The 22,496-nt window shown below is 67.5% G+C and carries 20 protein-coding genes and 1 pseudogene; 6 read left to right on the top strand and 15 right to left on the bottom strand.

Going from position 1 to position 22,496, the window contains the following annotated elements:
* The first annotated feature begins 21 nt into the window (after positions 1-21).
* Positions 22-471 carry a helix-turn-helix transcriptional regulator gene (locus ABIA71_RS03820; protein ID WP_354283265.1) on the top strand — a complete coding sequence of 150 codons (450 nt, stop codon included), beginning with the start codon at positions 22-24 and terminating at the stop codon, positions 469-471.
* Between the two features lie 22 nt (positions 472-493).
* Entirely contained in the window at positions 494-910 is a 417-nt protein-coding gene (locus ABIA71_RS03815) for a VOC family protein (protein WP_128095595.1), read from the top strand.
* Positions 911-941: 31 nt separating this feature from the next.
* Here the strand turns inward: ABIA71_RS03815 and ABIA71_RS03810 are convergent, their stop codons facing one another.
* The 6 genes from ABIA71_RS03810 to ABIA71_RS03785 all read right to left on the bottom strand — a co-directional run bounded on the left by ABIA71_RS03810 (position 942) and on the right by ABIA71_RS03785 (position 11,402).
* Positions 942-3,059, bottom strand: coding sequence for a phosphocholine-specific phospholipase C (locus ABIA71_RS03810; RefSeq protein WP_354283441.1), 2,118 nt, complete (start codon positions 3,057-3,059; stop codon positions 942-944).
* Between the two features lie 17 nt (positions 3,060-3,076).
* The gene (locus tag ABIA71_RS03805) at positions 3,077-5,437 is read right to left on the bottom strand and encodes a TonB-dependent receptor (RefSeq protein ID WP_502960861.1); all 2,361 of its coding nucleotides are present in this window, start codon (positions 5,435-5,437) and stop codon (positions 3,077-3,079) included.
* A 75-nt stretch (positions 5,438-5,512) separates the two neighbouring features.
* Positions 5,513-6,262 (bottom strand): carboxylesterase family protein, encoded by a 750-nt coding sequence (locus ABIA71_RS03800; RefSeq protein ID WP_354283263.1) that lies wholly within the window; start codon positions 6,260-6,262, stop codon positions 5,513-5,515.
* A gap of 281 nt (positions 6,263-6,543) precedes the next feature.
* On the bottom strand, positions 6,544-9,621 hold the full coding sequence (locus ABIA71_RS03795) for an efflux RND transporter permease subunit (protein WP_354283261.1): 3,078 nt from the start codon (positions 9,619-9,621) through the stop codon (positions 6,544-6,546).
* Positions 9,618-10,718: an efflux RND transporter periplasmic adaptor subunit gene (locus ABIA71_RS03790; RefSeq protein ID WP_354283259.1), complete on the bottom strand. Its 1,101-nt coding sequence runs from the start codon at positions 10,716-10,718 to the stop codon at positions 9,618-9,620. The genes ABIA71_RS03795 and ABIA71_RS03790 overlap by 4 nt, the downstream gene beginning before the upstream one ends.
* A 51-nt stretch (positions 10,719-10,769) precedes the next feature.
* Positions 10,770-11,402: a TetR/AcrR family transcriptional regulator C-terminal domain-containing protein gene (locus ABIA71_RS03785; RefSeq protein WP_354283257.1), complete on the bottom strand. Its 633-nt coding sequence runs from the start codon at positions 11,400-11,402 to the stop codon at positions 10,770-10,772.
* Between the two features lie 158 nt (positions 11,403-11,560).
* Here ABIA71_RS03785 and ABIA71_RS03780 point away from each other — a divergent pair, with 158 nt between their 5' ends.
* Positions 11,561-12,625 (top strand): hypothetical protein, encoded by a 1,065-nt coding sequence (locus ABIA71_RS03780; protein WP_354283255.1) that lies wholly within the window; start codon positions 11,561-11,563, stop codon positions 12,623-12,625.
* A gap of 92 nt (positions 12,626-12,717) precedes the next feature.
* Positions 12,718-13,482: an EAL domain-containing protein gene (locus ABIA71_RS03775; protein WP_502960857.1), complete on the top strand. Its 765-nt coding sequence runs from the start codon at positions 12,718-12,720 to the stop codon at positions 13,480-13,482.
* A 43-nt stretch (positions 13,483-13,525) separates the two neighbouring features.
* Here the strand turns inward: ABIA71_RS03775 and ABIA71_RS03770 are convergent, their stop codons facing one another.
* Together ABIA71_RS03770 and ABIA71_RS03765 are read right to left on the bottom strand one after the other, a co-directional pair.
* Positions 13,526-13,924, bottom strand: a complete 399-nt coding sequence (locus tag ABIA71_RS03770) for a hypothetical protein (protein WP_354283253.1) — start codon at positions 13,922-13,924, stop codon at positions 13,526-13,528.
* Positions 13,925-14,169: 245 nt separating this feature from the next.
* Complete coding sequence (locus tag ABIA71_RS03765) at positions 14,170-15,081, bottom strand: CPBP family intramembrane glutamic endopeptidase (RefSeq protein WP_354283251.1); 912 nt, start codon at positions 15,079-15,081, stop codon at positions 14,170-14,172.
* 133 nt (positions 15,082-15,214) lie between these two features.
* On the opposite strand from ABIA71_RS03765, the pseudogene ABIA71_RS03760 reads away from it, so the two are divergent.
* Positions 15,215-15,349 (top strand): annotated as a pseudogene (locus ABIA71_RS03760) (IS30 family transposase); the annotation flags it as partial.
* A gap of 132 nt (positions 15,350-15,481) precedes the next feature.
* Here ABIA71_RS03760 and ABIA71_RS03755 read toward each other — a convergent pair.
* The 5 genes from ABIA71_RS03755 to ABIA71_RS03735 all read right to left on the bottom strand — a co-directional run bounded on the left by ABIA71_RS03755 (position 15,482) and on the right by ABIA71_RS03735 (position 19,691).
* Positions 15,482-16,219, bottom strand: a complete 738-nt coding sequence (locus tag ABIA71_RS03755; RefSeq protein WP_354283249.1) for a DUF6794 domain-containing protein — start codon at positions 16,217-16,219, stop codon at positions 15,482-15,484.
* 51 nt (positions 16,220-16,270) lie between these two features.
* Positions 16,271-17,539, bottom strand: a complete 1,269-nt coding sequence (locus ABIA71_RS03750; RefSeq protein ID WP_354283247.1) for a hypothetical protein — start codon at positions 17,537-17,539, stop codon at positions 16,271-16,273.
* Positions 17,540-18,021: 482 nt separating this feature from the next.
* Positions 18,022-18,564, bottom strand: a complete 543-nt coding sequence (locus ABIA71_RS03745; RefSeq protein ID WP_354283245.1) for a GNAT family N-acetyltransferase — start codon at positions 18,562-18,564, stop codon at positions 18,022-18,024.
* 258 nt (positions 18,565-18,822) lie between these two features.
* Positions 18,823-19,302 carry a lysozyme inhibitor LprI family protein gene (locus tag ABIA71_RS03740; RefSeq protein WP_354283243.1) on the bottom strand — a complete coding sequence of 160 codons (480 nt, stop codon included), beginning with the start codon at positions 19,300-19,302 and terminating at the stop codon, positions 18,823-18,825.
* Between the two features lie 107 nt (positions 19,303-19,409).
* Entirely contained in the window at positions 19,410-19,691 is a 282-nt protein-coding gene (locus tag ABIA71_RS03735) for a hypothetical protein (RefSeq protein WP_354283241.1), read from the bottom strand.
* A gap of 306 nt (positions 19,692-19,997) precedes the next feature.
* On the opposite strand from ABIA71_RS03735, the gene ABIA71_RS03730 reads away from it, so the two are divergent.
* Positions 19,998-20,570: an OmpO family porin gene (locus ABIA71_RS03730; protein WP_038692680.1), complete on the top strand. Its 573-nt coding sequence runs from the start codon at positions 19,998-20,000 to the stop codon at positions 20,568-20,570.
* 314 nt (positions 20,571-20,884) lie between these two features.
* On the opposite strand, the gene ABIA71_RS03725 is transcribed toward ABIA71_RS03730, so the two are convergent.
* Complete coding sequence (locus ABIA71_RS03725; RefSeq protein WP_354283239.1) at positions 20,885-21,910, bottom strand: NAD(P)H-dependent glycerol-3-phosphate dehydrogenase; 1,026 nt, start codon at positions 21,908-21,910, stop codon at positions 20,885-20,887.
* Between the two features lie 20 nt (positions 21,911-21,930).
* Positions 21,931-22,446 (bottom strand): protein-export chaperone SecB, encoded by a 516-nt coding sequence (gene secB, locus ABIA71_RS03720; protein ID WP_137191368.1) that lies wholly within the window; start codon positions 22,444-22,446, stop codon positions 21,931-21,933.
* Positions 22,447-22,496: the final 50 nt, after the last annotated feature.

The following is a 22,496-nucleotide window of genomic DNA, read 5'->3' as shown; positions in this document are numbered from 1 at the left end:
ATCGCCGGGCGGAGGACGCCGATGACCCAGAGCCCTGCCCTGTTGCGACGCCTGCTGCGGGCCAAGGACCGGATGGACCAGGCGCCGCACGAGGCCTGGCCGGTCCGGCGCCTGGCCGAGGTGAGCGCCACCTCCGAGGCCTACTTCGCGCGCCAGTTCCGGCTGGCCTTCGGCCTGCCGCCGCACCGCTACCTGCTGAGCCGCCGCATCGAACGGGCGGTGGCGCTGTGCCGCGACACCGACCTGCCCATCACCGAGATCGCCTACCAGACCGGCTGGAGCAGCCTGGGCACGTTCGGCCGGGTGTTCCGCGACATCACCGGGCAGTGTCCGGGCGACCTGCGCGGCACGCCACCGGCGGACGCGTCACCGGGCAGTACCCCCGAGTGCATCCTGCGCGCCGCCCGGCGTCCGGACCTCACCACCTCAGTTTCGGAGAAGCGCCAGCGCAGGGGGGCGGGTACAACGTAGCCTCCAACACCGGAGGTTCTCCATGACACAAGGTATCGAGGTGGTCGGCGTGTACGTGCGCGACCAGGACGAAGCCGTGGCGTTCTACGTCGACGCGCTGGGCTTCAGGATCCACACCGACGTGCGCAATGGCCCGTACCGCTGGCTGACCGTCCAGCACCCGGACCAGCCCACGTTCCAGCTGGGCCTGTTCGTGCCGGGTCCGCCCGTGCACGACCCCGCCACCGCGCAGGCCCTGGCGGCGCTGGTGGCCAAGGGCGCCATGCCGGCGCTGGTGCTGGCCGTGGACGACTGCCGCGCGGCTTACACGCGGCTGAGCGCGGCCGGCGTGGAATTCACCCAGCCGCCGGTAGAGCGCTACGGCACCGTGGATGCGGGTTTCCGCGATCCGTCCGGCAACGGCTGGAAGATGATCGAATCGGCCGCCCGTCCCGCCTGACCGCGCCCGTCGCAACGCGCCGGCGCGGCGGTCAGTCCAGCAGCAGGCGCATCGCCTCGGTGCCCATGGCCGGGTCGGTGCTGCCGGGGCGGCCGTCTTCCACGCGCCCGGCCAGGCGCTGCGAGGCCCCGGGCTGCTCGACATGCAGGTCGTACCAGCCGCCACTGGCGGTGGCGTCCCAGTGCAGTGCGGTGCGCGCACCGGGCGCCAGCTGCAGCTGCCTGTCCGGGGCGGCCTCGACATAGGCGCCCGGACGCACGCTGACCGCCAGCGCCGTCTTGCCCGGGTTGTGCAGCCACAGCTGCAGGCGGTCGCCGTCACGGTCGATGCGCGCCTGCAGCGGCGCGGCGGTGCCGGGCTGGCCGCGGTAGTGCCGGTGGAAGCCATTGGGCCCAAGCAGCCACAGGTCGTAGCCACGCCGGTCATCCATGGCCCAGCGCGCGTGCTGCGGCATGCCCGGGGCCAGCGTGTAGCGGCGCGGGATCGCCCCCAGCTGCAGGCGGTCGTAAACGTGCAGTACCGCGGCCGCGCCATCGCAGGCGAGGTCGAGGCGTACGTGGTCGTCGTGCAGCGCGATATCGGCCTGCGGGCGATACGGCAATGCCCGCGCCGGGCGCACCCCGGGTTCCTGCCGCGCCGGCTGCAGCCCCTCGGGCAGCACCGGCACGGTGCGGCCCGGCAAGGCCGCCGCGCGTGCGGCTGCTGCGGCCGTGGCCGGCAGCGCGGCCACGAAGGGCCGCGTGTCGCGCTGCGAGAAATCGAATGCGCCGGTCAGGTCGCCACACACCGCGCGGCGCCACGGCGACAGCACCGGCGCGGCCACGCCAAAGCGGCGTTCGATCAGGCGGATCACCGAGGTGTGGTCGTACACCTGCGAGTCGACCCAGCCGCCCCGGCTCCACGGCGAGATCACATACAGCGGCACGCGCGGCCCCAGCCCGTACGGGCGGCCGCGCAGGTCCAGCGGATCGGCCTTCTCGTTACCCGGCGACGGGTGCTGGTGGTATTCGCCGTCGGTGGACACCGACGATGCACCGGCCCAGCCACCGGCCGCCGCGTCGTCGCGCGACGGCGGTGCCGGGGGCGGCATGTGGTCGAAGAAGCCGTCGTTCTCGTCGAACATCAGCAGCAGCGCGGTGCGGCTCCACACCGCCGGGTCGGCGGTGAGCGCGTCCAGCACGCGCGCGGTGTAGGCCGCGCCCTGCGCAGGGCTGGAGGGGCCGGGATGCTCGCTGCCGGCGGCATCGGCAATGATGAAGCTGACCTGCGGCAACTGTCCCTTCAGCACGTCCTCGCGCAGCTGGGCCAGCCCGCGCGTGCTCACCCCGCGCGCGCGCAGCGCTGCATCATGCCCCGGCGCGCCGCGCCAGGCCTGGCGGAACGACGCGAAGCCGGCCAGCGGGTTGTCGGTGAAGTTGTCGGCCATGTCCTGGTAGATCTGCCAGCGCACGCCGGCCTGCTGCAGGCGTTCAACGTAGGTGGTCCAGGTGTACGACGCCGGGTGGCCGCCCAGCTCGGGAAAGTTGTCGTGCGAGTTGGCCACGGCCGGGCCGCCCGCGCGGGCATGCGGGTCGTTGTGGCCGGTCCACAGGAACAAGCGGTTGGGATTGGTGCCGGCCTGCATCGCGCAGTGGTAGGCGTCGCACACGGTGAACGCTTCGGCCAGCGCGAACTGGAACGGCATGTCATCGCGGCGGAAGTAGCCCATCGCGTGGTCCTGCTTGGCGGCCGGCCAGTGCGCCATGCGCCCGTGGTCCCAGGCGCGCTGCGCGTCGGGCCAGGTGTGCGGCGTGCCCTCCACGCGCATCAGGCCGAACTGCGCGGCAGTATCCAGCGCGAACGGCGTGATGCCGCGCGTGCCGGCGGCATTGGGCTGCAACCACAGCGTGCGCGGCGGCTGCCCGGGCGCCAGTGGTGGGGCGGGCGCGACGAAGCGGTCGCCGAACCCGCGCACACCGGGCAACGTGCCGAAGTAGTGGTCGAACGACCGGTTCTCCTGCATGAACACCACGATGTGCTGCACATCCTCCAGGTTGCCGCTGCCTGCATGCGGGGCGATCGCTGCCGCCCGCGCGATGCTGGGCAGCAGCGCGGCCACGCCAGCCCCCAGGCCACCCTGCAGCAGGCGGCGGCGTACCGGATCGGTCAGCGGCGGCCGTGCTGCACTCACAGGTCGACCCGTACCGAGACGCCCACGGTGCGCGGCGCGCCGATGAAGGCCGAATTGCTGCCGTCCACGCCGGCCAGGTACTTGCGGTCGGTGAGGTTGCTGACCACCAGGCTGGCGCCCACGCCCTTGAGCTTCGGCGACAGGCTCTGCAGGTCGAAACCGATGTTGGCATTGAACACCGTGGCCGACGGCAGCTTGGCGGTGTTGGACGCATCCAGGTAGCGCTCACCCAGGTAGCGCCCGGAAATGCCGGCGTTCCAGCTGTCGCCCTGCCAGTCGGCCGACACCACCAGCACGTGCTTGGGCTGGCCGATCACCTGGGCACCGTCGACGATGCCCAGCTCGGTGTCGCGCGCGGCGTTGCCGCTGCCCAGGTACTTGGAGCGGTTGTAGGTGTAGGCCCCATTGAGGCGCCAGCCGTTGTCCCAGCCGTAACCGAGCGCCGCTTCCAGACCGGTGCTTTCCACGCCCCCAAAGTTCTCGTAGACCCCATCGGTTTCGTCCAGGTAGTCGATGCCGTCGGCCAGCCGCGCGGGCAGGTAGACAATGCGGTTGTCGAATTTGATGTTGTACAGGGTCAACGAGCCGGTCAAGGGCCAGCGGCTCACGCGCAGGCCCAGCTCGATGTTGTCGGCGGTTTCCGGCTCGACCCGGGCAAAGCGCTGCGCATCGGTTTCACCGAGCACGCCGGACGGAATGGCAGCGAAGTTCTGCGAGTATCCGCCGAACAGTTCCAGGCCGTCGACCGGCAGCGTCCAGGTAGCACCGGCCGACAGCAGCGGGTCGGACCTGGAATCGGAGCGCACGCTTTCGGCGTTGCCGATCACCCGGTTGCGCTTCTGGTCGACGAAGAACTGCTTGACGCCCACGCGCGCACTGAACGGGCCGAAGCGCGCCACGTCTTCCACGTAGTACATCTGCTCGCTGGTCTTGTAGCGGTCTTCGAACTGCACCCAGTACGGCTGGTGGTCGAAGCCGATGTCGGTGCCCACGTTGAGCAGGCGGTGCCAGTCGCGGCGCACGCTGCGGTCGTACTGCTCCACCCACACGCCGCCGCGCACGGTGTTGTCCACGCTGCCCAGGGTCTGCTTCCATTCCACGTCGGCGGTGGCACCGGCGCGGTCGTTGTCGTAGTGCGAATGGCGGTAGGACTGCACGCCCTGCACGCCGGCGGCGTAGCAGTTGGGATCGTACTCGGCACTGAAGCCGGCGCGCGGCACGCAACCGGCGCGCATCTGCGCGGCGCTGCCATCGGGATTGACGAAGTAGAACTGGCCCAGCGCGCTGCCGCCATACACGGTGCTGCCGCCCAGGTACTCCGATTCCGGCCGGCCGGCGCCATCGTTGCGCGCCTGTACCAGGTACGGCGGCAGCCAGTCGCCGCGGCCTTCCATCTTGTGCGCGTAGCCGGTCAGCGTGGCCTTGAAGCCGTTGCCACTGTCGAACGCCCCGCGCAGGTAGCCGAAGGTGTTTTCACGCAGCGCGCGCGAGCCGGAGCGGAAGTTCTGGTCCAGGTAGGGAATGCCGGTGAGGGTGCCGGTGAGGCCGTCGCGGTCGGGGTTGGTCGCAAACGCCGCCGGGGTGACGCTGGTGTACTCCGGTTCGTCGGCGTCGTTGTAGGACGCGTAGCCACTGAGCGTCCAGCGGTCCAGCTCGGTCACGAACTTCGCCGCCAGGTTGTCGTTGCTCACATGGCCGGTGCCGTCGATCCAGTCATTCACGCGCGCCGAGGAGGCGCTCACCCACGCGCGGGTGTGCCCACCCAGCAGGCCGGTGTCGTAGCGCACGTAGTACTTGCGCGCGTCGTGGTCGCCGCCACCGACCACCATGCGCAGCCGCTGTTCGGCCAGCGGGTCGCTGGTGAGGAAGTTCAAGGTGCCGCCCAGCGCTTCGTTGGAACGCGAGGAGATGTCGGCCGTGCCCTGGCTGACCTCGACGGTCTCCAGGTCCAGCGTGTCGATGTAGCGGTTGGCCAGCGAGCCGCCGCCGTAGCCGGAGCCACCGTTGGGCAGGCCGTCGATGGTGGTGCCGATCTGCTGCGTGTCGCGGTTGGTCACAAAGCCGCGCATGCTGATCTGGGTGCCCCACACCGACGAGCCGGTGGCGTCGGCTTCGCTCACCACCACGCCCGGCAGTTCATTGAGCGCGTTGTTGACGCTGCTGATGACCTGCTGGCGGTTGAGGGTTTCCTGGCTCACCGTGGTCTTGGCGTAGCTGGTGGCCTGGCCGATCACCTGTATCTGGTCCAGCGTGCGTGCGTCGTCGGCCGGTGCGGGTTCTGCGGCCATGGCCTGTACGGCAGCGGTGAGCAACACAGCAAGCAGGGAAACACGAGGGGCGTGGCCGGAAGCGCGCATGGGTCGACGGGGGTAGTGGAGGACCGGCGGAGTATTGGTGCCCGCAGTGACTTCCCCATGACATTGCGCTTGCAGTTAGTGCGGCGGCGTTTGTTTCTGCTGGAACAACCAGTCGCGCCACCACGTGCCGGGCACGATGTCGGCAGGGGGTTGATGCGCCAGGCCGTGGTACTCGCGCAGCACGGCGTGGCCACCGCGTGCGCGGAGCGCGCGCACGAAACGCCGGTCGGCCGTGATCGGATTCTCTTCGTCGGTATCGCCGTGCATCGCCAGCACCGGCACCTGGATGTACGCCGATGCGGCACTGTCGGGTGGGGCGATGCCGGCGATGGACACGATCGCCGCGAACTGGTCCGGTGCCAGCGTCGGCGACAGCCACGCCGCCGAGCCACCCATCGAGAAGCCTACGGCGTAGATGCGCGAGCTGTCGACCGGATGCGTTGCCGCCACGTGCCGCGCCAAGGCCAGGGCCGCGTGCAGGGTCGGTGCCGCCGTGGCGGCCTGGTCTGCGGCGGCAGGGCCGTAGTGGGCGCTGCGCCCGGCGAACTGCGGCACCAGGACGTACGCGGGGTAGCGGTCGCGCGTGGCAGGCATCGCCCAGCTTCTGGCAAGGCGGTCCAGTTGTGCGGTGTTGTCGGTGCCGATGCCACCCGAGCTGTGCAGCTGCAGTACCAGGGGATAGCGCTGGCCCGCGCGCACGTGGCGAGGCGGCAGGATGCGGTAGGGAAGCACCGTGCCGTCGGCAGCGGTGAAGCTGCCGCGTGCGAACGCCGCGGTATCCACCGTGGCCACGGCATCGGCCGCCAGTGGGCCGACGCCCGTCACCGGTGCATTCGTCGCCGATGCTGGCGCACAGGCGGCGAGCGCCAGACATATCAGCAGGGCAACAGGGGGACGCAGAGGCATGGCGGGCAACTGATCGGAACGTGCACGCAGTGTATCGGCGCGGAAGTGGCGGGCGCGCTGCGCCCGCCACGGTATTTCCGCATGCCACCTATGCATTGTGCTCATACCACCGCCGCCGGGTGGCCGCGCTTACTCGCCTGGGCTGCATCGGCATGACCGGGGTGATCGAAGCGGACCGCGCAGCCACCCATGGGGTGGCTCTACTCCGTGTGCCCGGCCACCGCATGCGTCGAGCGGCGACGGAACTTCCGCGACAGCCATTCGCCCAGGTCGTCCATCACCGTGAACGCGGCCGGGATCACGATCAGGCTGAGCAGCGTGGAAGTGATGAGGCCGCCGATGACCGCAATGGCCATCGGTGCGCGGAAGCTGGAATCGCCGGCAAAGCCCAGCGCGATCGGCATCATGCCGGCGCCCATCGCCAGGGTGGTCATGATGATAGGCTGGGCCCGCTTGCGGCACGCATCGATCAGCGCATCGTGCTGGCTCATGCCATGCTCGTCTTCGGCGATCACCGCGTAATCGACCAGCAGGATCGAGTTCTTGGTGGCAATGCCGATCAGCATCAACAAGCCGATCAGCGCCGGCAGCGACAGCATGTTCTGGGTGATCAGCAGCGCGCCGAACGCACCACCGGCACACAGCGGCACCGCGGCCAGGATGGTGACCGGCATCAGCGCATGGTTGAACAGCAGCAACAGCACCATGTAGATGCAGATCAAGCCGGCGGCCATGGCCAGCATGAAGCCGATGAAGAGTTCGACGAACACCTCGGCATCGCCGGTGTTGAGGAAACTCACCCCCGGCGGCAGTTGCTTCACGCTGGGCAGCGCCTGCACCTGGGTCATCACCTCGCCCAGCGGCCTGCCGTTGAGTTCGGCGGTGAGGGTAACGTTGCGCTGGCGCTGGTACCGCGAAATCTGCGACGGCCCGCTGCCCTGCTGGATGTCGGCGACCGCCGCCAGCGGCACCGGCCCGTTGCGGCCGGGCACGCGCAGCTGCCCGATCAGCGCCGGGTTGGCCAGCGTGGCCTCGGCAAAGCCCACCCGGATCGGTACCTGGCGGTCGGGCAGGTTGAGCTTGGCCAGGCGCTGTTCGTAGTCGCCGGCGGTGGCGATGCGCGCCGCTTCGGCGATGTCGGCCGTGGCCACGCCGAGGTCGGCCGCGCGCGCCGCGTTGGGCACGATCTGCACTTCCGGGCGCAGCAGCGAGGCGGTGGAGGTGACGCTGCCCAGCCCCTGGATGCCGCGCAGATCGCGCTCCAGTGCGGTGGATGCGTCCTGCAGGCGCTGCGGATCGTCCCCGGACAGCACCAGCTGCAGCAGGTTGCCCGGTTCGGAGCTCACGTAGCTCACGCGTACGCCGGGCAGGTTGGCCAGGCGCGCGCGCGCGTCGCGTTCCAGCACGCGCTGGTCGCGGTCGCGGGTGTCGGTGGTGCCCCAGTCGAGCACCAGCGTGGCCTTGCGTGCCTCGCCCACACCGGTCGCGCTGGGATCGCCGAGGTCGAGCACGCTGCCCACGGCGGTGTACACCTGCTTCAGCTCGGGCATGTCCTTGAGCAGCGCGCGCGCCTGTTCGGCCACCGCCACGGTGTCCTGCAGGCGCGTGCCCGGCGGCAGTTCCAGGCTCAGGTTGCTGCGGCCCAGGTCGGACTGCGGAATGAAGGTCGCCGGGATGAACGGCACCAGCGCCAGCGACGCCACGAACAGGCCGGTGGCCAGCCACAGCGTGCGGCCGCGATGGCGCAGGGCCGCGTCCACCCAGCCCAGGTACCAGACCATCAGCTTCGAATCGGGCTTCTCTTCGCCATGGGGCTTGAGCAGGTAGGCCGCCATCATCGGGGTGAGCAGGCGCGCCACCAGCAGCGAGAACAGCACCGCGGTGGCGGCAGTCCAGCCGAATTCGCGGAAGAACTTGCCGGCGATGCCGGGCATGAACGCCACCGGCACGAACACTGCCGCCAGGGTCAGCGAGGTGGCGATCACCGCATTGCCGATCTCGCCGGCGGCCTCGCGCGCCGCTTCCAGCGGCGGCTTGCCCATGCGCAGGTGGCGCACGATGTTCTCGATTTCCACGATCGCATCGTCGACCAGGATGCCGACCACCACTGACAGTGCCAGCAGCGTGATCATGTTGAGGGTGAAGCCGAAGAAGTACATCACCGCGAAGGTGGGGATGATCGACAGCGGCAACGCCAGCGCGGCCACCCAGGTGGCGCGCCAGTCGCGCAGGAACAGCCACACCACCAGCAGCGCCAGCAGCGCGCCTTCGTAGAGCATGGTCATCGACGAATCGTAGGACCGGTGGGTCTCGTCGATGGCGGTGGTGACCAGGCGGAAGTCGATGCCCGGATGGGCGGCCTTGATGGTATCGAGCGCGGCATGCACGCCCGCCTCCACCTTCACTTCGCTGGAGCCGCGTGTGCGCGACATCGAGAACGCCACCACCTCGCCACCATCGAGCAGCGCCGCTTCGGTGGGATCGGCCGCAGCATCGGTGACCGTGGCCAGCGTCGACAGGCGCACCGCGCGGCCGTCCGGCAGCGCGATGGAGTAGTCGCGCAGGGCCTGCGCGTTGCCCACGGTGCCGAGCGTGCGGATGGTCTGCTGCGCGCCTTCGATCTCGGCCTTGCCGCCGGCGCGCTCGACCTGGATGCGGGCCAGCTGCTGTGAGACGTCACCGGCCGTGATGCCCATGGCAATCAACGCATTGGGGTCCAGGTCCACCCGCACCTGGCGCTGCACGCCGCCCACGCGGGTCACCCGGGCCACGCCCGGTACGCCGTACATGGCGCGCGACACGTCGCGGTCGACGAACCAGCTGGCCTCGTCGGGGGTCATGTGCGGGGCCACCAGGGCGTAGGTCATCAGCGAGCCGCCGATGTCCACCTTGGAGATCACCGGTTCCTGGATGTCCTGCGGCAGGTCGGTGCGGATGCGGGTGACCGCATCGCGCGTGTCGTCCAACGCGGTGGCCAGGTCGGCTTCGAGCTGGAATTCGATGGTGGTGGTGCTGACGCCTTCGCTGACCGAGGAGATCACGCGCTTGACGTTGTTGACCGTCGCCACCGAGTCCTCGACCTTGCGGGTGACTTCCGCTTCCAGCTGGCTGGGCGACGCGCCGGGCTGGGTGACGGTAACGGTGGTCATCGGGAAGGCGATGTCCGGGAAGCGCGCCACGGGCAGCTGGTAGAAGCCCCACAGGCCGGCCACGCACAGCACGAAGAAGATCAGCAGCGCCGGCAGCGGGCGTTTGATCGCCCAGGCGGAAATATTCATCGGGCGGCGGCCTTGTTGTTGGCCACCACACGCACGCGGTCGCCCTCGCCGAGGAAGCCGGCGCCGTCCACCACCACGCGATCGCCGGCCTTGAGGCCTTCCAGGATCGCGGTGTGGCCGTTGACGGCCTGCCCGGTGCGCACGCGGTGGCGGGTGGCCTGCTGTTTGTCGTTCACGCTGAAGACGTAGCTGTGGCCATCGCGCTGCACGATCGCCGCGGTCGGAATGGTGAGCACCTGGCCGTCGCCGGTGACGATGCGGCCTTCCACGTAGATGCCCGGCTTGAGCGGCTCCGGCGTGGGCAGGTCGGCGTACAGGGTGCCGGTGCGGGTCTGCGCATCGACGCCGGGGCTGACCGCACGGATGCGGCCGCGCACCACCTGCCCGGCATACGGCAGCTCGACGGTGTTGCCCACCACCACGTCGGCCAGCTGGTTCTCGGGCAGTTCGGCGCGCCATTCCAGGCGTCCGTCGCGGATCAGCCGCAGCAGCTCGGTGCCGGCCGAGACCACCTGGCCGGGCTGCACCAGGCGCTTGGAGATCAGCCCGTCGGCCGGCGCGCGCAGGTCGGCGAAGTCCCGCCGCAGCTGGGCGGCATCGCGCGACGCACGCGCGGTGGCGGTCTGCGCCTCGGCGTTGATGCGGGCCGCACGCAGTTCGTCCAGGCTGCTGGCGCTGATCAGCTGCTGCGCCGCCAGTTTCTCGCTGCGCTGGTAGTTCAGCCGCGCCAGCTCCTGCGACGCCTGCGCCTGGCGCAGCGACGCGTCGGCCTGGGCCAGTTCGCTGTCCAGGGTGCGATGATCCAGCTGCAGCAGCACCTGGCCCTTCTTGACCCACTGGCCCACGTCCACCGGCAACGCGGTGACGCGCTGGCCGCTGATTTCCACGCCCAGCTGCATCTCTTCGTAAGCGCTGACCGGACCGGACACCAGCACCGTGCGGGCCATGGTCTGCTGCTGGGCGGTGGCCAGCGACACCGGCAACGCGGAGGTCTCGGCGGTGGCCTCGGCGGACGGGGTGTCGTCCTTGCCGCCACAGGCGCTGAGCAGCGCGGCAACCAGGATCAGGGAGGAGCAGCGGAGAATTCGGTCACGCATCGGTGGGGCTTCCGTGTCGGAGCAGCGGGAACAGCAGGGGAAATGGCGGGATCAGGGGGTAGCGGCCAGGCGCAGTGCGATGCCATCCAGCATCAGCCCCAGCCCCTGTTCGAAGCGCGTGTCGAAATCGACCTCGCTCCACACCTCGCGGGCGTCCCAGCAGTGCGGGAAACGTTGTTCGGCCAGTGCCATGAATGTCTCACCGAGCGCTTCCATGCTGCCGTCGCCCGGCCAGGACTGTTCTTCGATCACAAAGCCCATCGTGTAGTACACCAGGTCCATCGCGGTGGTCGCGGCGAAGCGCACCGGCAGCCCGGCGCCGATCAGCGCGGCCAGGCTGGCCTCGCCCACCCGCAGCACGTTCTCGGTGGCCAGGAAGGTGCCGGCATACACCCGCGCCCCGTCGCGACGGGCCTTGAAGGCCAGGCGGAACTCCCGCGCGATCTGCAGCAGGGTCTGACGCCAGGGCTGGCCGGCCGGGATGTCACGGGCGACGTCGCAGATCATCGCGTCGGCCATGGCGTCGATCAGCGCCTGCTTGCTCTTGAAGTGCCAGTACAGCGACGGCGCACGGATACCCAGCGAGCAGGCCACCTTGCGCAGCGTGATGCCTTCCAGGCCGGCTTCGTCGAGGATCCGGAAGGCGGCCTCGACGATGTTCTCGCGGGCGATGGGTTGGCGCACGGGGGACCTGGACTAACGGCGTTAGGGGGCGAATCTAACAGCGTTAGGGAGTGCGCCGCAAGGCCCTCGCCCCGCGCCGACTCAAGTTTTCCGCCAAGGTGCCGCTAGAGCGGCGCAGATGGCGCATGAGGCGCCTGAATATTCATGGAGATATACCGATGACCCTTCGCGTTGCCGCGTTCGTTCTTTGCCTGGCCCTTTCAGCGACCGCGCTGGCCGATTCCGCGCCGGGCGTGGCCGCGCCTGACGCAGCGGGGCCCGCCCCATCGTCGGCCACGGCACTGCAGCAACAGGCACGGGTGCGCCTTTTTGGCAGCAACCTGGTGCGGCTGTCGTTGCGCGCCAATGCCCTCGAGCAGGGCGGCAAGGCCGAGATGGTCAGCGTGGAGGGCAGGAGCGCTGGTAGCGTCACGCCGATCGGCGCCCTGTTTTCGATGGCGCGCAAGAACGACAACGTGACCATCGGCATGCCGGCCTCATTCGCCACCCGCACCTTGAACGAGAACACCCGCTTCGGTGCCAAGCCGTTCTACCACGAGGTCGCGGTGGAACCTGGCCAACACGTGACGATCTCGGCCAATTTCGATGGCCCCAACCGACGCTGCATTCCGGTGGCCGCCGCTGGTCAGTCGCGCGATGCGCTGCGCTACATCGGTGGCCCCTCGATGTCCTTCACGGCAGAACCGGGTACGGACTATGAAGTGTCCTTCGGCACCGACGGTCAAGGCTGCGGCATTACCGCCCGGCAGCTTCTGGCCGACGGCGGCTCCACCCCGCTGCGCAGCGAACGGCAACGGCAGCGCTCGCCGCAGACCGGCAAGGTCGACGGTGCGCACCTGTATACGTTCCTGTTCCGGCCCGGCAGCGTGTACTACCGGGTGACCGGCGAGTCCGCCAACCTCGAACTGCAGACCGACGACGCCGCGCACGCCGATGCCTTCGAAAGCGCGATGCGCGAGATCGCCACGCGCCCGGGCACGCAGATGTGCATCGTCGCCCCGGGGTTCGGCTACACAAGCCCGTTGTTCGACCGGCTCAAACGCGTCCTCGACGAGCAGGCCAAGGACTTCCCGGCCATCGTCGAGCCGATCGACAGCATGCGCACGGCGCAACAGACCGAAGAGCACGTGCCGACCACGTTCATGGCCGCGGCGGAGTACTGCCAGGTGGCCGCGCTGGTGGCGTTCCTGCGCAAGGAGCCGGGTACGGCGGAGGGGCTGTAGGGCCCGGAGAACGCGGCGATGCAGGCGACGTCCACATGGCCGTGATGGGCGTCGATTATCCTTTTCCTCACTCCGAACACGGGATCAGGCGCATGCCGTCCACCCATATGCGCGCTGGCTGTGCCCTGTGCCGCGATGCCGCTCCGCTGCCGTTCGACTTCAGTTACGCGTTCCAGCCCATCGTCGATGTGCATGCGCGCGAGGTGTTCGCGCATGAAGCGCTGGTACGCGGTCCGGCCGGCGAACCCGCGAGCTGGGTGCTGTCACGTGTCACGGTGGACAACCGCTACTCGTTCGACCAGGCCTGCCGTGAGAAGGCGATCCGGATCGCTGCGTCGTTGGATCTGCGATCCCATCTGTCCATCAATTTTCTGCCCAATGCGATCTACCGGCCCGAGGTGTGCATACGCTCCACGCTTCAGGCAGCGGAACGGTATGGCTTTCCCGTTGAGCGGATCATCTTCGAGACCGTCGAAGGGGAGCAGGTCAGCGACGGAAAGTGGCTGGCGGAGATCCTGAGCGAGTACAAACGCATCGGCTTCAAGACGGCCATTGATGATTTCGGTGCCGGTTTTGCCGGCCTGAATCTGCTGGCCGACTTCCAGCCGGACATGGTCAAGCTGGATATGGCGTTGATCCGGGGAATCGACCAGAGCCCGCCACGTCGGGCCATCGTGGCCGGCGTGGTGTCCATGTGTGAGCAACTGTCTATTGACGTCATTGCCGAAGGCATAGAGACCCGCGATGAGGCGCACTGCCTGTCCGATCTCGGCATCCGCCTGATGCAGGGCTACTGGTTCGGCCGGCCGCAGTTCGAGAGCGCCACGCGCGAGGCCGACATACCCTGGTCCGGCTGATCGGCGCATGGCGCGTGCGCGTTTGGCCAGACGCGGGCGTTGCTCAAAGATCCGCAGCGTCTTCGTCGAGCGCGCACTCCTTCATGTCCTCAATCACCCGCGCCTTGACGAACTCGAACACGTCTTCGTAGACGTCGCAGACGATGTTCCATGTCCTGGGCGATGGCTGGCTGCTATCGGCAAACACTGGATGGAAGTACACAACCCGATCTGTGATGCCGCCATCGACGATCAACAGACCCGCGAAGTCGTCGCGATCTTGCCGGCGGGCAAACACAAAGACTTCTCCGCCGCTTGCGTCCTCGCGCTGGAAAGCGCGGGAAGCGAATGCAAAATCAGAGGCGTCGGACAAAAAATGCCACGGCGTGAACCGGGTCAATCCCTGACTGAGAAACCAACGAAGGGCATTCGGCCACGCCGGATCGATCTTGCCGGGTTCCATGAAGTTACGCGTCCGTACGTGCGTTTTGGGTCGGAAGCGGACACTACCACGAGCGCAACGACCGGCCCAGCGAGGCGTCCGCTTCCGGCCAGAAGCAGTCGTCGCGAAGGCGGTCTCGGTTCCAGCCGGTAGTGGCGCTCGCATCCCCAACCTGAGCTGCCTCTAGTTGGCTGAATATCTGGAGCGGAATCCGCACCAGTAGCAAATTGCAAAACGAGCACCCGCTGCTTCCGGATGAGGTTGCGTTAACTGCTGGTCGGCGAGAAGTTCTGTGCTCCGCGCGTCTTTCGCCACTGGATCCATGCGATCGCGGCGACGAGGAAGACGCTGCACAGGTAGCTGCCTTCCGGTCCTTCCGCACCACCGGTCAGGGCGTCGGGACCATACGGGCGCAGCGCCACCAGTAGCGCCGGCAAGTGCGAATCCATGCCGGTGACGGGTAATTCGAAGCCGGTCGCGAGCAACCAGTTCCACCCCGCGTGCCAGCCCATCACGCCCCAGATATTGCCGGTCCGCAGCACCCAGGCGCAGGCGAACAGCGAGAACAGGAACGAACCAAGCGTAACCAAGGGCGGCTGGTGCGGACTGAAATGCAGGAAGCAGAAAACGAGCGACACCAGCAGCACTGCCACCGTGACATTAGTCTTGCGCGCCACCACCGACAGCATCCAGCCGCGGAAGATGGCTTCCTCCACGCTCGCCTGGAAAATGAAACCCAATAGCAGCAGACCGATGTGCAGCAGACTGACGGGCGACCGCCAGGCCGGCCCCAGGTCCGCCGCCTGCATGCCGCCAGCCATCCAGATCGCGGCGACGACCAGCGCGATCGTGCAGAATCCAACGGCCAGTCCGTGCAGGAAGGTTTTCAGTGGCGACGGACCGGTCAGCCCGATACTCGCCAGCGAGCGCCCTTCGACGAAGCGTACCCAGGCGAGCACGGCCGCCAGCGTCGGCGCGAAGCCAATCCACAGCAGCGCATTCAAGCCAGCGAGGCCGATCGGATCGCCCCGCGGCGTCGACCAATGCTGCGACTGCATCCACCCGTCCAGCACGATCACCGGTACCGCGTTGAACAGGATCATCAGGATCGGCGTCAGCCAGGCCCAAGGCAGCCAGCCGCGGGCCGGGTCGGGCGAATACAGGGCAACGGGGGTCATGCGGGGCTCCAGGTCGACGTGATCGCCGCTGCAAGTTGCCACCCGCGCCGGGGCGCGGCAACCCGTTTGCGACCAAGCCACGGAAGCCGCCGATGAATCACCCGGATTGCCGACGAGTTGGCGCTGAGTCGAGATCCGCACCGCGCGCCGACTGCCCAGCGAGCTCTACAAATCCCTGACGTGGGACCGGGCAAAGGAGATGGCCGACCATCGCCGCTTCACTCTCGCCACGGACATCCAGGTCTACTTCTGCGACCCGCAGCATCCTGGGTAGCGCGGCTAGAACGGAGACACGAACGTCGCTGCGTCAGGACATTACCAGCGGTCGGCGCCTCCGCCCTCATCGAACGTCCGCTTCCGGCCAGAAGCAGACCTTGGCACACGCGCCATGCGTCCCATGTCAGCCGGTGGACGCCTTGGGCTCGGGCGCAAAGTGCATCGGACGCTCGGGCCACGCGCAGGCCTGGTTGAACCTGAACTCCAGCTCGGGCGGTGCATGCCGAGGGGTAAGCGCGTTTCGGAACCCGAACCACATCAGCACGACGTCCAGCGGCTCCTCACGCTCGAACTCCGCACGCACGAAGCAGCGGCGGTTCACCTCGCCCACCGGCACGATGCGCACCTGCGCCGGACAGCCTGGTGCGGCCGCGTCGGCCACCTGGCGATCGATCTGCGCCTGCATGGCATCCAGCATGTCTCCCACGGTGAGCAGGTACCAACCCGTGGTATCGATTCGGATGTTGTGCACCGTTGCGAACTGGCATTGCAGGGACGCACGCAAGGCAGGATCGGTCTGCGCCTGCACGCTGTCCCACATCCCATTGAGGATGACGCCCGAACACGTCTCCGGATTGTCAGTTCCGCAGGACGTGAGCAGGGCTTGGTTGCCACCCCACAGGCCAAACGCATTGCGCACGCCGGTACCGTATCCCTGGTAGAGCTGGCTGAAGACGGCGTCCTTTGGGTTTCGCCGCATCCAATCGACGTCATCGGCGGGCAGTTCACCCAGAAGTCGGTCGACGGCTTCGTCAACGGTGCCAGGCAACGAGTCGCTGGACGACGGATCGGGCGCGCGCGGCGCGCATGCGACAAGCGCCAGCGAAATCAGCGCGATCGTCCGGAGCCACGTCTTGCGCATGCCGTTCATCCTTGTGTTGGCCGGGTGCCGAGCGTGGAAAGCGGCCACCCGCTAGAGGGCGACATCCGCCCCAAGCTTGGTGGACGGAGACAGTTCCGGCGCCACCACGGCAAGGTCGTAGCCGCGGATGAGCTCGCGCCACTCCGGCGTCAGGTCGTCCATATTCTTGCTGCGCAGACGGCGCAGATCAACCAGGATCCAGTCGCCGGGCGCCATGCCCGAGGGGCGGGCCAACATCACGTCCTTGCGCCAGTCGCTGTCCTTGCCGGTGGTCGCATCGAAGTCGTACACCTTCATCGGGCGACCGACCCCGTTGTAGCCGGCGTTCACGCCTTTCGCGCCGCCGACCATCAGGCTCACGGACGTCACGCCCTGCCCGTCGGCATGTTCAGCGACGAAATTACCCACGTCGCGCTGGCCCAGTGGGTTGTAGCCCTTGTAGAGATGATAGGCGCCGAATTTCATCAGCACGCGCGCCTGCGGCGCCTCGGCCAAATGGGCCGCGAGCGTCCGCTTCATCAGCCGCGCCCTGCGCCCGTTCGAATCGCCACGACCAGACTGCGAGGACTGATAGATGGCGCGTGTTTCACGCAGGGCGGCGAACAGTGCCTTTGCCCGGTCGCCACCGTCCTGGTTGATGGCGTTCCCCGCCGCATCCAGCGTCGCATCGGTGACCTTCAACAGGAACAGGTCCATGGGCGAACCGGAGGCGAGCGCGGCCTGCACGGCCGTCTGCTCCTGCTTCGCCAGGGCCTCGATCTGGGCGCGGGCGAGCGGCCCCGGGCCGGACGCCAGCATCTGGTTGAACAGATAGCCGCTTACCCCCAGGAACTCCTGATCCAGGCCCCACAAGGTGAAACCCGGCCCGGCCACAGCGGCGCAGTCGGCCACCGTCTGACCTTCGGCGCGGCTGTTGAGGAACGCCATGACGTCGGGATAGGCGGTCATGAAATCGGAAATCTGCTGTTCCCGGTCCGGCGCCCTCATCCGTGCATTGACTGCCCCGGCGGCCTCCGGCCCGGTCTCGACAGCCATGGCGGTCAGGCCGCCGGGCGCCATCAACCGGCAGATGTTGGTGGTGAAGGCGGGGATCTCGCGCGAAAAATGGCTCTCGCCGATGAGGACGTATCGGCTGGCGCCTACAGCCTCCGAGAGGATGGCGGCGCCCGGACCCGAAAAGCCGTCCGGCCGGACGGTCAGCGGCGACCCTGCCTGCGCCAGGCGATCTGCGAAGGTGAGCGGTGCAGCGGTCTGCGCATACGCGGACGCCACGCACAGGCATGCGAGCGACAGTGCCGCCCCAATCGACTTCAGACGCATATCGCTTATCCCCTTGGATGAATCGACGTTACGGAAACCCCTGAAACACCGCGGATCAGATCGCGCGCACAGCCCCCTGCACTGCCTGAAACCCGCTCAACGCCTTCTGGACAGTCCGCCCAACGCAGCCCCGTGGACGAACTGCGGGCCAGTGTAGAGCAGGCGCTCGCCGCTTTTCCACAGCCTTCGGCGCGTCTCCGGTCAGGCACTACGATCCGCTGTCTGGCCCTGGGTTCTGTGCGCCAGTGCCAAGGGAATCGGGCGGGGTCTGCACCAGCCTCCGCACGCCGTTTGTGATGAAGCCCATCGCCGCGTCACGTTCAGGGCGCGGGATCAGGTTCCCAGCGGCGGTAGACAACGTGCCGAAGCGGGAATAGCGGGCCTGCCGGGCGTCCGCTTCCGGCCAGAAGCAGACATGTGCCGCAGGCCGCCGACCTCGCCGTACACGAACACCTTGACCTCCTTTCAAGACCCCGGCACCTCTAAGGCAGGCATGCGACTTCCCACTTTCCGTACGGCGCCAGCTCGAGAGATTCTGCAAGACCATTCGACGCCACATTGTCGAACTGACAGCGGTACTGCGCTTCATACCCGTGCTTGCCGGCGTACTCGATCATCGCGCGTACCAACGACCTGGCGATGCCCTTGCCGCGCGCGCGTGGCATGGTCAGCACGCCCATATCGGCAATGGCCGCGCCACCCCATGGGTAGAGACTGGAGACAGCCAACAGTTCCGATTCCGCGAACGCGCCAAAGGCCGCCCAGTGCCCGAGCTCCACGGACGCATCGTCCTGGTCGTCTGGTGATATCTGTGCCATGAATCCATCGAACAGCGCTGCATCGTCAGGCGCCAACGGACGTACCTCACACCTGGTGCTGCTCTGCGTTGCGGAGACTCCGGCAGCTGCCACGTAGTAGATGACATCGGGCGCATGCATCTCAATGCCGGCGGTGTGAAGTGCCTCGCGCAGCCATGGCAGTGAGACTGGAAGACCGTCCGACGCGATTCCCAGCGCGGAGGCCACGCATGAAGACACGGCGCACGCGTGCATCCATCGTTTGCCACCATGACCATTGCCCGCCGCTCAGCGCCAAGGTGCGGGTTGATCACCAGGCTGAAATCATCTGCAGTCGGCACGCAGATACCAGAGTCGAAGAGTCCATCCCAGTAGGCGTCAACGGCGGAATTCCACTGCTGCATTGTTACCCCCCCGCCTGGCTTGGCAACACCGATTCTAGAGGCGGGGCGCTCAGCTGTCTGCTTCCAGTCGAGCGCGGACGCTCTACTGTCCGCTCATGGGATAGGAGCCCGCGCAGACGTCGCCTTCCTCCGTCCCGGCTATCCACGCATTGAGCTGTTTGATCCGATCACGCGTCAGCTGCTCGTACTCTCCGCTTTCACACATCGGCAGGACGCTCCCGTAATCGGCGGGGCTCGGGTATCGCGCCGCGATCTGCGCATCGCGAAACACCAGCCAGGCACGTTGTGCGGCCTTGAACTTCTCCAGGAAGGCGGTGTCGCTTGCATTGGCGGCCAGCACGTTTGCGTAGATCCGGTTGAGCTCGGCGTCCGCGCCTTTGGCGCTGTTACTTGCACACTGATTGAGGCCGGCCTGCGACTGGTTGGGGCTGTCACAGGCCATGCCATCGGAGGTGTGCGGTGCCGCCGCAGGTGTTGCGCCGCTCTTCTTGTCCGCGGCGTGGGCAGGGGTCCCCACGGAGAGGGCGCACGTAAAAAGAATTGCCACGACAAGCACTTTCATTCGAGTCAGTCCTTCAGGGGCGTGCATGGCGGGCCAACAGACGGGCGACCGTTGAGCGCGTCCGTATCGGCGATCCGTTGTTGGTGTCCGGTTCGTCTGCGTCCAGCTCAGCCGTTATAGCCGCGTAGGCGCATGCACTTTTTTATGAGATCCGATTTTTCCATGCCGCGGACCACGCCATCCCCGACTGCATCGCCGGTGGTTTTTGGCGCTTTTCCATCCCCGGTCGTCGCTTTGGAGGCGTCGTAATCGCATTCGGCTAGATCGCGCTGCTTCTGCGCTTCGTCCGCACCGGGCTTGCTCCATGCCTTGATCTGGGTCGTGCCACAACCAACCAGCATCATTGCACCAGTGAGCAGGGCGGACGCGCCAATCAACGTGGTTCGCATGAGAGCTCCCGTCACTCCGAAGCGGCCCGGTCGGCCACGGCCAATTAACGACGCAAATCGGTGAAAAAGCTGTGATCGGGGGTATGCGCATGCCGGGCGTGGGTGGAGCGCATGACGTCTTCGCCCCTGCCACGAAGCCGCCCCCAAGTTCCCTGAACGGTCGCTTCATTCATGTACCGGTCAGTTCAATATTCAGGAGCGATTGGGACGACAAATGAATAATTAACACCTGTCGACCGCCCCTTCTCTCCCCCTCCCAAGGGGGGCGGTTCGGCAAAACCAAAAATAATTAAAGGTGTCCCGATGATGAAGTCTTCCTTGCTTGCCCTGGGTCTGCTCGCTGCTCTGCCGTTCGCTGCGTCCGCAACCGATGGCCTGTCGTACAACTATGTTGAAGGCGGCTACGTGAACACCGATGCCAAGGGTGGCGACGCTGACGGTTGGGCCGCAAAGGGCTCGGTCGCCGTGGCGCCGAACTTCCACGTCTTTGGCGATTACAACTCGCAGGAAACCAAGCGTGGCAGCAACGACGTTGACCAGTGGCGCGTCGGCGTGGGCTACAACTACGGCATCGCCCCGACCACCGACCTGGTGGCGCGCGTTGCCTACCAGAAGCTGGATATCAAGCACGGCCTGGACTTCAACGGCTATGCCACCGAAGTGGGCGTGCGCACCGCATTCACCCCGAACTTCGAAGGCTACGCGCTGGCCGGCTATGAAGACTTCGGCAAGAAGCACGGCATCAACCCGGACGGCGAGTTCTACGGCCGCGTCGGCGCCCAGGCCAAGCTCAACCAGAACTGGGGCCTGGCTGGCGAAGTGAAGCTGGCCAAGGGCGGCGACAAGGAATGGTTCGTCGGTCCGCGCTTCACCTGGTAAGACCGTTTCACCGCGGTACGTTGTTGGATGGCGCGGTCTCTCTCCCCTGCGCCATGAAGCCCGGCTTATGCCGGGCTTCACTTTTACAGCAGCCGACCAACGGTCGGCTCTACCGGTATGGCCATCGCGGTTTTTACCTGCACGGCCATCGCGGTTTTTGCATGCACGGCCGTCGCGGCTTTTTGCGCTTGGCATGGCGACACCTCGTCGGTACGCCACGAAAAAACCCGGCCTTGTGCCGGGTTTTTTCGTTTGCGGGGGCGGTGTAGCCGCGCCTACAAAAAACCCCGGCGGTTGCCGGGGTTTTTCGTGGGTCACTTGAACAGCGTGTCCGGGTATTCCGGCTTCTGTTCGCGCGCCAGCAGCGCACGCAGGCCTTCTTCCGGGGTCTGCTCGCCGTGCAGCACCGCGCGCACCCGATCGGAGATCGGCAGGTCGATGCCGTGGCGACGGGCCTGGCGCATCACTTCGTCGGCGGTCTGCACCGACTCCACCACCTGGCCGATGTCACGCACAGCGTCCTGCAGGGTCTGGCCGCGTCCCAGCGCCAGGCCGAGACGACGGTTGCGCGACAGGTCGCCGGTGCAGGTGAGCACCAGGTCGCCCAGGCCAGCCAGGCCCATCAGGGTTTCCGGCTTGGCCCCGATCGCCGCGGCCAGCCGCAGCATCTCGTTGAGGCCGCGGGTGATCAGGCCGGCACGGGCGTTCAGGCCCAGCTGCATGCCATCGGCCACGCCGGTGGCCACCGCCAGGACGTTCTTCATTGCCCCGCCCAGTTCGGCGCCGACCATGTCGTCACCGGTGTAGGCACGGAATGCCGGGCCGTGCATCGCGTCGGCCACCTGCTGGGCGAATGCCGGCGCGTCACCGTGCACGGTGATCGCGGTGGGCAGGCCCTCGGTGACTTCCTTGGCGAACGACGGACCGGTCACCACCGCCAGCGGCACGTCCGGCCCGAGGACCTCGCGCGCTACTTCGTGCAGGAAACGGCCCGACCCGGGCTCGAAGCCCTTGGTCGCCCAGGCCACGCCGGCGTTGGCCGGACGCAGCGGCGCCAGTGCGCGCACGGTTTCACCGAAGGCGTGCGACGGCACCACCACCAGGACCCAGGTGGCGTCGCTCACGGCAGCGGCCAGGTCGGTGGTGGCACGCAACGTGGCCGGCAACGGAATGCCGGGCAGGTAGCGGGTGTTCTCGTGGCGCTGGTCGATGGCCTCGACCATGGCCGCATCACGCCCCCACAGCACGGTCGAATGACCGTGCCGGGCAAGCAGACTGGCCAGTGCCGTGCCCCAGGAGCCGGCGCCGAGAACCGCGATCTTTTCTGCGTGGGTGCTCATCGCAACGACAGCAGCGCCGATCAGGCGTTGCCGGCCGGCTCGGAGTCGGCCAGCGAGGTTTCACCCTGCTCCTGGCGCTGACGCAGCGTTTCGGCGTACAGACCTTCGAAGTTGATCGGCTGCAGGAAGAACGGTGGGAAGCCGCCGGCCTGGATCAGCTCGCTCACCAGCGAACGCACGTACGGGAACAGGATGTTCGGGCACTGGGTGCCGAGCAGCACGTCGATGGACTGCGGGTCCAGGCCCACCAGGCCGAACACGCCGGCCTGCTGCACTTCGGCCACGTAGGCGGTCTTGTCGCCGGCCTTGCAGGTCAGGGTGACGGCCAGCACGACTTCAAAGGCGTTCTCGCCCAGGCGCTGCACGCGCTGGTTGAGGTTGAGCTGCAGTTCCGGCTGCACGGCTTCGTTGAACACGGCCGGCGCATTGGGCGACTCGAACGAAACGTCCTTGACGTAGATCTTCTCGACGGTGAACGCGGGGCCGGTGGCGGCGTCGGCCGGCGCGACGGCGCCGTTGGTGGTCTCTTCGGACATTTCCTGTAGCTCCCAGAAATTAAGTGCAATAAGTTGGATTGTTACATGCC

The sequence above is a fragment of the Stenotrophomonas sp. 2619 genome (assembly GCF_040548725.1).
GTDB lineage: Bacteria > Pseudomonadota > Gammaproteobacteria > Xanthomonadales > Xanthomonadaceae > Stenotrophomonas > Stenotrophomonas maltophilia_AP.
This window is presented reverse-complemented; position numbering and strand designations above follow the sequence as displayed.